This window comes from Salegentibacter maritimus (genome assembly GCF_016236915.1).
In the GTDB taxonomy this organism is placed as follows: Bacteria; Bacteroidota; Bacteroidia; order Flavobacteriales; family Flavobacteriaceae; genus Salegentibacter; species Salegentibacter maritimus.
Genome location: NZ_JAEHOK010000002.1, coordinates 174946 through 187127 on the forward strand (window position 1 = coordinate 174946; position 12182 = coordinate 187127).

Consider the following 12182-nt stretch of genomic DNA (forward strand, 5'->3'; position numbering starts at 1 on the left):
AGTTTAACAATTTTAACCATTCATGGCCAACTTTTTGTTTGATTGATAAAATTTCGGCTTGTTTTTACTCGCTAAAACACTTTAAATTTATGAAAAAATTAATAGTATGACCCGATATATCGTTACTTTTCTGCTTTTTGTCCTTTGTTTTTTACCTCCGGCCGATGCACAGACCAAATTTAAAGTTGGGGAAAATTTCCTCAATCAGCATCAAGTTAGAAAGGCGAAAAATGTTTTTAAGGAGTATCCGGGTAATGAAAAAGCTACGGAATATCTTGGGGATATTGCCAGCTTTGAGAAAAAATGGGATGAGGCCATTAAGTATTATAAAGACTTAGTTGAAAAAGACCCTAATTCTGCCGTATATAATTTTAAACTTGGGGGAGCTCTGGGTATGCAAGCCCTGGAAGCCTCTAAGTTTAAGGCCGCCCTTATGATTAATGATATAAAAACCTATTTGAATAAAGCTGCCGAACTTGATAAAAATCATAGCGAAGTTAGGCGGGCGCTGGTAGAATTATATATGCAGTTGCCGGCTATTGTAGGAGGCGATAAGCAAGTAGCGGAACAATATGTACGAGAGTTGAAAGCGATCAATAAAATAGATGCTTATTTGGGTGAAGCCTATATCTATAAAATTGAAAATGATCGGGAAAAAATGACGGAAGCAGTAAAAAAGGCCTTGCAATATGCTCAAAATAACCCAAAATTAATAGAGCGAAATTATTTAAATTACGAGTTAGGGGAGCGAGCTGCTACTTTAAAAATAATGCCGGAAGCTGCTATAGGTTTTCTAAAAGATTATGCTGAAAATTATAATTATAAAGATTTAAAATCTCCTGCCTGGGCGCATTATCATATCGCCAAATTACAAGCGTTACAAAAGAACCGGGATAAAGCATTAATTCATGTAAATAAGGCCCTGGCTGAAAAATTCAATTTTCCTGAGGCAGAAAAGCTGAAACAGGAAATATTAGAGATGTAAGCACAAGGCCTTTTCCTATCTCTTGCCTATATTTGCAGGCAATTAAAAATTGGTAACTGCTAATTACTGGCACTCGAAATTAAATCTTAATGAAACTTCACTTTATAGCAATTGGAGGTAGCGCTATGCATAGCCTGGCTCTGGCACTTCATGAAAAGCAACACAGTATTACCGGAAGCGATGATGCTATTTACGAGCCTTACAAATCGGCTTTGGAAAATGAAGGCCTATTGCCCGATCGTAATGGTTGGTTTCCAGAGAAAATAACCGAAGAATTAGATGCAGTTATTTTGGGAATGCATGCCAAAAAAGACAATCCTGAATTGGAAAAGGCCAGGGAGTTAAATCTTAAAATTTATTCATACCCCGAATTCCTTTTTGAGCTTTCTAAAGAGAAAACACGGGTAGTAATTGGTGGTTCTCATGGTAAGACTACTATTACCGCCATGATTCTTCATGTAATGCATTACCACGGTAGAGAAATTGATTATATGCTTGGCGCACCGGTTAAAGGAATTGATAAAACGCTTCGCCTAAGTAATGAGGCCGATTTTATACTTATTGAAGGTGATGAATATCCTTCTTCCCCCATAGATCTTCGACCTAAATTTCATTTGTATCAACCAAACATTGCTTTGCTTAGTGGAATTGCATGGGATCATATTAACGTTTTTCCTACTTTTGAACACTATGTAGAGCAATTTCAAATATTTATAAGTGAAATAGTAAAGGGTGGAATCCTGGTGTATAATGAAGAAGATGAAACCTTAAAAAGCCTGGTAGAAAATACCGAAAATCAAATACGGAAACACCCCTATCATACCCCCGAATATCACGTAGAAGATGGGAGCACCATTCTGGAGACCACAGAAGGGGATATGCCGCTTGAAATTTTCGGCAAACACAATATGAATAATTTGGCTGGAGCAAAATGGATTTGCCAGCATATGGGGATTGATGAAGACGATTTCTATGAAGCTATAATGGAATTTGAAGGTGCCAGCCGAAGATTAGAAAAGATTTTTGAAAGTGACAGCGCAGTTATATTTAAAGATTTTGCACATAGCCCATCCAAAGTGAAAGCGAGTACCAAAGCAGTAAAAGAACAATACCCTGATAAGAAAATAATTGCTTGTTTAGAATTGCATACGTTTAGTAGTCTCAATGCTGAATTTATTGAGCAGTATAAAAATACACTTAAAGAGGCCGATGAAACGATTGTATTTTATTCTCCCGAGGCAATGGCACAAAAACAGATGTCATCTATTTCTGTAAAAGAAATTAAAAATGCTTTTAATGAGCCTGGCTTGGAAGTAATCGCTTCAACATCGGTTTTACAGGAAGTTTTGGGAGCAAAAGACTTTAAAAATACGGTATTGCTTTTTATGAGTAGCGGTACTTTTGGAGGTTTAGATCTTGAGGAAGTAAAGCAGCTATTTTAAGATACGAGCTTCATTTTTAATGGTTTTGATGAAGATAAAGAATCATTTTTTATCTTTATCTAACTATGGATGAGGAAAATAGAACCGGCTTTGGAATTAAATATTGGGCAGAAGACGATAGGCCGCGAGAAAAGCTCTTGCAAAAAGGGAAGGTGAGCCTCAGTGATGCCGAACTTATCGCTATATTAATCGGTTCGGGAAGTAAAAACGAATCTGCGGTACAATTAAGTAAACGCATTTTAGCTTCCACTGGAAATCAACTGGGTGATTTGGGTAAACTTTCGGTAAAAAAGCTTTGCGCATTTAAAGGAATTGGTCCCGCAAAAGCAGTAAGCATTGTGGCAGCCATGGAGCTTGGTAGACGCCGAAGAACAGAAGAAGCCCTTGAAAAGAAAAAAATTACTTCCAGTGCCTCGGTTTTTGAATTGATGCAGCCTGTTATTGGAGAGTTGTATCATGAGGAATTTTGGATTATTTATCTTAATAATTCAAATAAAGTTATAGAGCAGTTACAACTTAGTAAAGGCGGAATTACAGGTACACTGGTAGATGTGCGCCTTACTTTAAAAAAGGCACTTGAGGTGGGGGCTACCTCAATAATTTTGGCGCATAACCACCCTTCAGGGACTTTAAAACCCAGTGAAGCCGATAAACAACTTACCCAAAAGCTTAAAACTGCTGCGCAAAGTTTAGATATTAAAGTGTTGGATCATCTTATTGTAACCGAAAAATCATACTTTAGCTTTGCAGACGAAGGCGTACTTTAAATTGTTTAGATGCTATTAATTTATACCCAGAAAATTACTCCCAGGATAGTTTATACGTTTAAGCATATTTGTACAAATATTCTTGGCATTCCTATAAAATTCACCGTAAAAATAGAAGAGTTTATTGCTCATGAGGGGATGAAACTCTCTTACGGTAAACAAGCCCTTGGAAACGAACTTTTTGTGCAAAAAGTTGCACTTTTAATGGAGCAGGGCCTGAGTGAGGTTGAAATTAAAATACAGCCCTGGGGAGAAGACTTTTGCTTTTTTCCCGTTTCAGAAAATAGTGCTTTACCATTTGATATTTTTGCTGCTTCGTTTTTTTTGCTCAGTAGATATGAAGAATACCTGCCACATGTTAAAGACGATATGGGTAGGTTTCCTGCGTCAGAGAGTGTAGCCTACCAGGAAGGATTCTTACAATCGCCCGTGGTAGATATATGGGCGTATAAATTTAAAGAAGTGCTTCAGGAAAGGTTTCCTGAAATTAGCTTTGAAAAAAGAAAATTCCACACCAGGGCCATTATTGCGGTAGAACACGTTTTTAGCTTTCAGAATAAAGGGTTTTTAAGAAGTTTGGCAGGAATGCACCTGGATATTATAAAATTCCAGTTTCAAAAAGTTATAGATAGGATTCAGGTGTTATTAAGGCTAAAAAAAGACCCATTAAATATCTTTGGAGACCTTATTGCTTTTATAAAAGAGCATAAAGTACCTATACACTTTATGTTTCAGCTAAGCGACTTTTCAATTTACGATCGCAATATTAATTATAATAGAAATCCGTATCGTTCTATCATAAAATATGTAGGAGATTATGCAAAGGTTGGTTTAATTCCCGGATATTTTGCCTACGAGAATTTCAAAATTCTTCGGAAAGAAAAGCTTCGTTTGGAAAATACTTTACATACTCCTTTGGAGCGGGTTATTAATGTAAAATATAATTTGAATATTCCTGAATTTTATACTTTTCTAACCGAGTTGGAAATCCCAGCAGATTACTCTATGGGTTATCCTGAGGCTTTAGGGTTTAGGGCCGGGACCTGTAACCCTTTTTTATTTTATGATATTAATACCGAAACTACGCTTCCGCTTAAAGTGCATCCTTATATCTTTAATTCGAATATTGTAGAGCATGCCAATTTTGAAAAATTTACTACTGAAATTGGAAAAATCCTGTTAGCGGTTAAGAAGGTAGACGGAAGCTTTAAAGCGATTTTTAAAAATCAGGACTTTTCAGAATATTCCAATCATAAGGATTATTACACCTTATTAAAACAAATTTATGAAGTTAGATAATATTAAGCACGTTTTTTTTGACCTTGATCATACGCTATGGGATTTCGATAAAAATTCGGCTCTGGCCTTTGAGCGGGTTTTCAAATACAGGAATATTCCTTTAGAAATTAATAATTTTCTTGAAGTCTACATGCCTATAAATTTTAAGTATTGGGAGCTTTATAGAAACGATCATGTTTCTAAAGAAGCTTTGCGGTACGGAAGGTTGAAAGATAGCTTTGACCGCTTAAAATTTGAGGCCGATAATGAGTTGATAGATCGTATTGCAATAGATTATATTGAATATCTACCTGATAACAATTATCTTTTGGAGGGTGGAAAAGAAGTGCTGGATTACCTTCAAGCTAGTTACGAATTGCATATTATCACTAATGGTTTTGAAGAAGTGCAGCATAAAAAACTTATCAATTCCGGAATTCACGAATACTTTACTACGGTTACTACTTCTGAAGAAGCCGGGGTTAAAAAACCCAATAAGCAAATATTTGAATTTGCCCTTAAAAAGTCTTCAGCAACTCCCCAAAATAGTATTATGGTGGGCGATAATTTTGAAGCCGACTGTACCGGTGCTAAAAACTGTGGGATAAAACCTATCTTCTTTGATTACTATGGAAATAAAGAAAACATCGATATAATACATATAAAAACGTTAAATGAACTAAAGGCTTATTTGTAGTAATAAAGTTTTGTTAATTTCGTTATGCAGCCTAATGTATTGCTTAATGAAATTTGTTTCATTTTATCATATCAAATTTACGGTACTTATAGTTATAAGTTACCTTATGCTGGGTTGTGTTAAGGATGTAGATTTAGACCAACGTGAAGATATTTCCCTTAGTCCAGACCTGCAGATAGATTTACTGATCTATGATATTGACCAATCTCAATTTGAAGATGTCGCCACCGGGAATTTAAAAACACGTATAAGCGATACGGTGCGCCTGGAGTTTTTAGATGATGATTATATTCAGAAAGACCTTTCTTCGGTAGATTTCTATTTTAGACATATTAATACCTTTCCACGTGCTATAGATAGTAGAATTAGGTTTTTATCGGAGGCTAACACCGAACAGTTTACAGTGAATTATGTTATAAAGCCCGGGGCTTCCGGAAATCCGATAACTACAGAAAGAAGTGAGTTAATCGATGAGACGCGAATAAATTTAGTACGCAGAAGTATAAAAATGGTGGTAGAATTAGAAGTGCAGCCGGGTACGGCGGCATTTGAGGGGGACTTGAACTTCGCTTCGAAAGGCTTCTTTTCTTTTGAATTTTAGTGATGTGGAGACTTATTGCCTTTTTATTTATTTTTTCTAATGCGGTCTTGGCCCAGAACAAACCCTTATTGTTTAATGTAGACGATCTTCCGCAAACTTTAATGAGCAATCCCGGGGCTCAAATAAACTTTACGGGCCATATAGGAATCCCATTTTTTTCTCAAATACATGTTTCAGCCGGTTCTACCGGAGCCGATCTTTATGATGTTTTTGCCGACGACGGCACTAATATTAATACCCGAATTCGGGAGGCTATGCGAAATATGGATTCCCGGGATTATTTTAATGTAAATCAGCAATGGGAAGTTCTTTCTTTAGGGTGGAAGCTGGATAGTAGAAATTACCTTTCTACCGGGATATATCAGGAGCTTGATGTCTTTGCATACTTTCCAAAAGATCCTGCCATATTGGCCAATGAAGGAAATAATAACTATCTCGACGAGCCTTTTTATTTTGATGATGTTTCTTTTGCAGGCGAGATCTTAACGGTTTATCACCTGGGCATAAATCATAAATTTGATAAACGGCTTACAGTGGGGGCCAGGGCAAAATTATATTCAGGGATATTTAATGCAGAAAGTACCGGAAACACAGGAAGATTTACTACTTATACCACGCCTAATGGAAGAAATGTTTACCGGCACGAGGTGGTAGATTTGGATGTACTTATCAATACCTCGGGTTTTGCTCCACTAAAGGAAGAGGAAGAAATGACGGTAGAACAAGCCACTGCCGAGTTGTTAAGTAGATCTTTTTTTGGGGGTAATGTTGGTTTTGGGTTAGACCTGGGGCTCTCTTATATTTTAGATGAGCAATTCATACTGTCGGGTTCTGTGCAAGATTTGGGAGTTGTTTTTCAACGCCAGGATGTGGAGAATTACCGATATTTTGGAGCTTATGAAACCAGTGGACTGGAACCACTTTTTCCCGATTTAAATGAAAATGATGAAGCCATTCCTTATTGGGATATTTTTGAAGATGAGGTAGATAGAAATTTGAGAGACCAAACTACCAACGAGTCGTATACTACCTGGCGCCCGGTAAAAGCTAATTTTGCTATGGAATATGGTTTCGGACCGGCATTTTTGCCCTGTCATTATTTAAGTGCTAAAAAAGTAAGGTATATGAATTTACTGGGTATGCAACTTGGTGGAGTAAAGCGGCCAAAGGGTTTTGTTTATACATTTACCGCTTATTGGGATAGAAAAATCAATGAAAATCAGCGTTTTAAAATTGCCTATTCTTTAGACGATTATTCTTTAACTAATATTGGCTTGATGTATACCAGAACTTTTAATAAATTTAATGTTTATCTGGCTGCCAATAATTTACTGGCCTTTCCTAATTTGGCGAAAGCTCATAGTGCTTCCATTCAATTGGGAATGCAGCTAATATTCAACAAATAACACTAGAAAATGAAACATATAATTTTTATACTCGCTTTTTTTGTAGGGACTATCTCCGGTATTGGACAAAGTCTCGATCAATATAAATATATTATTATCCCTGAAAAGTTTGAGTTTTCTAAGGAAGAAAATCAATATCAATTAAATGCGCTTACCAAATTTTTATTTGAAAAATATGGTTTTAAAACTTTGATGAAAAGTGAAGAAAAACCAAAAGATCTTCAGGAAAATTACTGCCTGGGGCTTAGTGCCAATTTAAAAGAGAATTCAGGCTTGTTTGTAACCAAGTTGGTTGTTCAGTTGGAAGATTGTAGAGGAGATATTGTGTATAAAACCAAAGAGGGGACTAGTAGGATAAAAGATTTTAAAGAAGCACATCACGAAGCCTTGCGCGACGCTTTTAGCGATATTGAAGAAATGAACTATCAATATAATGATGCAGTAATTTCAGAAGCCGGGCTTTCTGAAAATGACAATCAATCACAGGTTGTGGAAAAATCAGAAGTGGTACAAGCCAAACCAAAAGTAGCGCCTACTCAAACCGCTGAAGAAGTTAAAGAAACAACAACAGCCCCTCCCGAGGTGGTGGTTGAAACCCCTATGTTAAACAATTCTTCAGCTGGAAAATTGAATTTCTTAAAGGGAGGTGCGGCTTACTTCCTGAAAAAGTCAGATTCCGGATACGCTTTCTACCAGGAAAACTCAGAAGAACCATTTGCTGTTTTGGCTAAATCTGGAGGGGAAGATAGTTTTATATACAAATCCCTTACCCGGCAGGGTGTAGCCTATTTTGATGCGGAGGGCAATTTGGTAGTAGAATACCTCGACCAGGAAAACAAATCGGTTAAACTTGTATATAAAGCTAACTAGTAATTATACTTTTTCTTCCAACGTTTTTTAAGGAATTCCCTTTGTGCATTTTCCCGGGGATTATTTCCGGGTTCATAAAATTTGGTGTTTTTTAATTCATCGGGTAAAAACTCAGCTTCCACAAAATTGTTTTCGTGGTTGTGTGCGTATTTGTAATTTTTTCCGTAGCCAATATCTTTCATAAGTTTGGTTGGGGCATTTCTAATAGATAACGGAACCGATAAATTTCCCGTTTTTTTAACTGCACTTTGTGCGTGGTTAATCGCCATGTAGGCAGCATTGCTTTTTGGCGAGGTTGCCAGGTAAGTAACACATTGGCTAAGTACTATCCGGGCTTCGGGAAACCCAATGGTAGTTACCGCCTGAAAGGTATTATTTGCAATAACCAGTGCTGTAGGGTTCGCATTCCCTATATCCTCACTGGCCAAAATAAGCAACCTTCGGGCAATAAATTTTACATCCTCTCCACCTTCAATCATTCTTGCCAACCAGTAAACTGCCGCGTTTGGATCACTTCCACGAATAGATTTAATAAATGCCGATATAATGTCGTAATGCTGCTCGCCGGTTTTGTCGTACAGTACCGTATTTTGCTGAACCCTGTTTAAAACCAGTTCGTTGGTTATTTCAAGATTTTTTTCAGAAGAGGTGACCAGGAGTTCAAAAATGTTTAGCAATTTTCTGGCATCCCCGCCACTTAGCCTAAGCAAAGCTTCGGTTTCCTTTAAATTTATTTTTTTTTCAGCTATAATTTTATCTTCCCGCATCGCCCTTTCTAAAAGTGCTATTAGGTCTTCTTTACTGAATGGTTTTAATATATAAACCTGGCATCTGGATAGTAAAGCTGAAATCACTTCAAAGCTTGGATTTTCGGTGGTAGCACCAATTAAAGTTACCCAACCTTTTTCTACGGCTCCCAAAAGCGAATCCTGTTGGGATTTGCTAAAACGGTGAATTTCATCTATAAATAGTATGGGGTTTTTGGTAGTGAATAAGCCATCGCCTTTTTTAGCTTTTTCTATAACTTCCCGAACATCTTTAACTCCACTATTAATTGCGCTAAGTGTAAAGAAAGGTCTGTCTGAAGTTTTGGCAATAATGTTTGCCAGGGTTGTTTTTCCCACTCCGGGTGGTCCCCAGAAGATGATAGAAGGGATAATGCCCTGCGTAAGTTGTTGTCGTAAGGCTCCTTTGGGGCCAATAAGGTGCTGCTGACTTAGATAATCTTCTAATGTTTGTGGACGTAATCTTTCTGCTAATGGTTTACTCATCTGACAAAATTAGTAATTTGAATAACACATTGTCATCTATTAACAAATGGATTCTTTTTTGTAATATTAAATAGAAACTATTTTTTGTGAAAGAATCTAATCCTTTTGTTTTTACTACTGGCGTGCTGGGCTATCCCATCTTGTTTGTGCTGCTTATTTGGCTGGTTTTCTGGTTTGAGATTCGCTTTGGGGTTAGTTTTAATAGTTTTGGGGTGCGCCCCGGGGAACTTAAAGGTTTGCGCGGAATTTTATTTTCGCCTTTTATTCATAGCGATATAAAACATTTATTTAATAACAGTATCCCCCTTTTTGTGCTCTCTATGTCCCTTTTCTATTTTTATAGAAAAATTAGTTGGCCTGTTCTAATTATGGGGCTGTTACTTACCGGTATTTTAACCTGGAGCATTGGGCGGCCTGCGAATCATATTGGGGCTAGTGGAATAATATATATGCTTGCTGCTTTTTTATTTTTTAAAGGTATTTTTTCAAAATATTATCGCTTAGTGGCACTTTCTCTAATCGTAGTTTTTCTGTATGGTGGTATGCTTTGGTATGTTACTCCGATAGATCCGGAAATCTCATGGGAAGGGCATCTTTCTGGTTTGATTTCAGGTTTTGCATTGGCTGTTTTTTATAGGAAAAATACTATTAAGAAGCCTAAATATGAATGGGAAAAACCAGAATACAGCGAGAAAGAAGATTTATTTATGCAGCATTTTGACGAAAATGGAAATTTTATTGAAAGACGCTTTGAAACGAACGAAGAGGAAGACCCTGAAGATGACTCAGGAATAACTTATCGCTATTTTTATAAGAAATCAGAATCTAAGAAAGAATAAGGATGAAAATCTTTTTAAATCTAAGAAAGTTGTCTTTGTCGAATCGCTTCATATAAAAATACACCACAGGCCACAGAAACATTTAAGGATTCAATTTTACCGAACATAGGAAGTTTTGCTTTTTTGTCTACGGCTTTTAAAATGGAATTAGAAACACCTTTGGCTTCGTTGCCCATTATAATAGCTGATGCCTGTTTGAAATCTACATCGTAGATATTGTCTTCTGTCTTTTCGGTAGCGGCTACAAGTTGCACACCTGAAGATTGAAGGTAAAAAACAGCATCTTTTATATGACTTACTTTTACAATAGGAAGATTAAATACTCCACCGGCCGAAGTTTTAACGGTATCGGCATTTAAAGGTGCACCTCCCTTCTCAGGAATAATAATGGCATCAACTCCTGTGCATTCTGCCGTTCTAATAATGGCTCCAAAATTGCGTACATCGGTAATTTGATCTAGCAATAGAAAAAGGGGAATGGTTTTTTCTTCAAGAATTTTTTCGATGGTTTCTTCAAGATTTCCAAACTTTATTGGAGAGATAGTTGCTACCACACCCTGGTGATTTCCTTTAGAAAGTTTGTATAGTTTTTCTTCCGGAACGTAAGAGGTATTATAGTTGTTTTTTTGAATTAGACGGTTGAGTTCTTGAAATAAAGGTCCGGAAAGGCCTTTTTGAATATAGATCTTATCAATACTCTTTCCTCCCTGAATTGCTTCTATAACGGCTCTAATTCCAAAAATACGTGTAGTTTCTTCCATAAAGCAAAGGTAGGTTTTGTTTTTAGAATTATGGAACTACTGGAAATAAAAAAACCACCCGCTTAGGGGTGGCTTTTTAAGTATGATAAGAATTCCTGTTTAGAATCCGTCAGAATATTCAATGTCAAAGCTTACAACGTTGCCGTTAACCGAATTAACATTTCCTATTTCCATCACGCCATAGAAGTCCTGGGTTTCTATGTTGCCATCTTCGTCTTCAATCTCTCTGGTATCCTTGTATATAAATAGATCTCCGTCTACCAGACTTGTTGCAGAGGTGATCTCATTGCCATTTTCAAAAGCGGCTCTAGCCGAAAGCACATCAGCATCTTCCAGGTCGAAATCGTTATCAGCTTTCACAAAGCTAACTTCAGAGTCACTAATTACTTCAAAACCGGTTGGCTCCATAAATTTAATATCAGCATTTTCAGTACCATCGGCAGAGATAACACCCGTTTGAAGGTTTAGCTGATTCATATTAAGATCTTTAGAGAGCGTTACAGAATTTGAATTCTGGAAATCTTTTGTAGTAATAGCAACGTGAGAAGAAACTACATCTGTGAGGTCGCCACTCGTAGCTGTAAATCTGTAGTAAAGCGTATCATTAACACCAAGACCTAGATCTTCGTAATTAGTTTCGCTTAATTCTACAGTCCCTTCATCTGTCGAAAGGTCCATGTCGCTATCTGCATAGGTGCCATCATTATTTTTTTTAAATTCTAATGTTACCTCATCAATTCCTGCTGAAAATGTAGAAACTTCATATGTTAACTCTACTGATGAAAGTGAGTCCATAGTAGTTACTGAAGGATTGTCTTCTCCTAGAGATATAGCTTTGTTTACCTCTATAGTAAAAGGATCGTTTGTCATATTGCCGTTGGAATACATACTTTGTATTGTAATGGGATATTCGCCAGTTTCCTGAATAGTCCCATCTTCATCGGTGAAAGTGAAATCTCCCAAAATAGATGAGTTGAAGGTTGCCGTTTCGCCTGAAACTGTCGCTGACCCAATAACAGAACCATCCTGAAGAATCTCTACGCTTTCTACACTTACGCCTTCGGCGGTGAATAGCTTTATGTTAAGATCTGCATTTCTATCTAAACGAGAAATGGAGTTATCACTTAAAGTGGCATATCCTCCTAAATCTACCAGTTCATTGTCAAAAGCTTCGTCATCTGTATCGCAAGAAGCAAAGCCAAAAGCAATAATTAAGCTAAGACTTATAGGTTTTAAATATTTTTTCATTATCAATATTTTATAAT

Annotated in this window: 12 protein-coding genes; 9 read left to right on the forward strand and 3 right to left on the reverse strand. The window is 36.8% G+C overall.

Going from position 1 to position 12182, the window contains the following annotated elements:
- Positions 1–106: 106 nt before the first annotated feature.
- From I6U49_RS02335 to I6U49_RS02370, 8 genes are all read left to right on the forward strand, one after another.
- A complete protein-coding gene (locus tag I6U49_RS02335; RefSeq protein WP_198627438.1) occupies positions 107–985 on the forward strand; it encodes a tetratricopeptide repeat protein in 879 nt (292 codons plus the stop codon).
- Positions 986–1074: 89 nt separating this feature from the next.
- On the forward strand, positions 1075–2427 hold the full coding sequence (locus I6U49_RS02340; protein ID WP_198627439.1) for a UDP-N-acetylmuramate--L-alanine ligase: 1353 nt from the start codon (positions 1075–1077) through the stop codon (positions 2425–2427).
- Between the two features lie 65 nt (positions 2428–2492).
- Entirely contained in the window at positions 2493–3194 is a 702-nt protein-coding gene (radC, locus tag I6U49_RS02345) for a RadC family protein (RefSeq protein WP_198627440.1), read from the forward strand.
- Between the two features lie 9 nt (positions 3195–3203).
- On the forward strand, positions 3204–4493 hold the full coding sequence (locus tag I6U49_RS02350; RefSeq protein WP_198627441.1) for a polysaccharide deacetylase family protein: 1290 nt from the start codon (positions 3204–3206) through the stop codon (positions 4491–4493).
- Entirely contained in the window at positions 4480–5169 is a 690-nt protein-coding gene (locus I6U49_RS02355; protein ID WP_193710298.1) for a YjjG family noncanonical pyrimidine nucleotidase, read from the forward strand. Before I6U49_RS02350 ends, I6U49_RS02355 begins: the two co-directional genes overlap by 14 nt.
- 46 nt (positions 5170–5215) lie before the next feature.
- Positions 5216–5770 carry a hypothetical protein gene (locus tag I6U49_RS02360; RefSeq protein ID WP_198627442.1) on the forward strand — a complete coding sequence of 185 codons (555 nt, stop codon included), beginning with the start codon at positions 5216–5218 and terminating at the stop codon, positions 5768–5770.
- A 47-nt stretch (positions 5771–5817) separates the two neighbouring features.
- Complete coding sequence (locus tag I6U49_RS02365; RefSeq protein WP_232804612.1) at positions 5818–7176, forward strand: DUF5723 family protein; 1359 nt, start codon at positions 5818–5820, stop codon at positions 7174–7176.
- 9 nt (positions 7177–7185) lie between these two features.
- Positions 7186–8046 carry a hypothetical protein gene (locus I6U49_RS02370; RefSeq protein WP_198627444.1) on the forward strand — a complete coding sequence of 287 codons (861 nt, stop codon included), beginning with the start codon at positions 7186–7188 and terminating at the stop codon, positions 8044–8046.
- On the opposite strand, the gene I6U49_RS02375 is transcribed toward I6U49_RS02370, so the two are convergent.
- Positions 8043–9317 (reverse strand): replication-associated recombination protein A, encoded by a 1275-nt coding sequence (locus I6U49_RS02375; RefSeq protein WP_198627445.1) that lies wholly within the window; start codon positions 9315–9317, stop codon positions 8043–8045. The two genes, I6U49_RS02370 and I6U49_RS02375, sit on opposite strands and share 4 nt — an antisense overlap.
- 86 nt (positions 9318–9403) lie before the next feature.
- On the opposite strand from I6U49_RS02375, the gene I6U49_RS02380 reads away from it, so the two are divergent.
- A complete protein-coding gene (locus I6U49_RS02380; protein ID WP_198627446.1) occupies positions 9404–10156 on the forward strand; it encodes a rhomboid family intramembrane serine protease in 753 nt (250 codons plus the stop codon).
- Between the two features lie 20 nt (positions 10157–10176).
- On the opposite strand, the gene rlmB is transcribed toward I6U49_RS02380, so the two are convergent.
- Both rlmB and I6U49_RS02390 read right to left on the reverse strand, forming a co-directional pair.
- Complete coding sequence (gene rlmB / locus I6U49_RS02385; RefSeq protein WP_198627447.1) at positions 10177–10917, reverse strand: 23S rRNA (guanosine(2251)-2'-O)-methyltransferase RlmB; 741 nt, start codon at positions 10915–10917, stop codon at positions 10177–10179.
- A gap of 99 nt (positions 10918–11016) precedes the next feature.
- A complete protein-coding gene (locus I6U49_RS02390) occupies positions 11017–12165 on the reverse strand; it encodes a hypothetical protein (RefSeq protein WP_198627448.1) in 1149 nt (382 codons plus the stop codon).
- Positions 12166–12182 lie beyond the last annotated feature (17 nt).

Bases quoted from the DNA above. Each gene is read 5' to 3' on its own strand.
- I6U49_RS02335 (WP_198627438.1), top strand. From the start codon at position 107: ATGACCCGATATATCGTTACTTTTCTGCTTTTTGTCCTTTGTTTTTTA.
- I6U49_RS02340 (WP_198627439.1), top strand. From the start codon at position 1,075: ATGAAACTTCACTTTATAGCAATTGGAGGTAGCGCTATGCATAGCCTG.
- radC (WP_198627440.1), top strand. From the start codon at position 2,493: ATGGATGAGGAAAATAGAACCGGCTTTGGAATTAAATATTGGGCAGAA.
- I6U49_RS02350 (WP_198627441.1), top strand. From the start codon at position 3,204: ATGCTATTAATTTATACCCAGAAAATTACTCCCAGGATAGTTTATACG.
- I6U49_RS02355 (WP_193710298.1), top strand. From the start codon at position 4,480: ATGAAGTTAGATAATATTAAGCACGTTTTTTTTGACCTTGATCATACG.
- I6U49_RS02360 (WP_198627442.1), top strand. From the start codon at position 5,216: ATGAAATTTGTTTCATTTTATCATATCAAATTTACGGTACTTATAGTT.
- I6U49_RS02370 (WP_198627444.1), top strand. From the start codon at position 7,186: ATGAAACATATAATTTTTATACTCGCTTTTTTTGTAGGGACTATCTCC.
- I6U49_RS02375 (WP_198627445.1), bottom strand. From the start codon at position 9,317: ATGAGTAAACCATTAGCAGAAAGATTACGTCCACAAACATTAGAAGAT.
- rlmB (WP_198627447.1), bottom strand. From the start codon at position 10,917: ATGGAAGAAACTACACGTATTTTTGGAATTAGAGCCGTTATAGAAGCA.
- I6U49_RS02390 (WP_198627448.1), bottom strand. From the start codon at position 12,165: ATGAAAAAATATTTAAAACCTATAAGTCTTAGCTTAATTATTGCTTTT.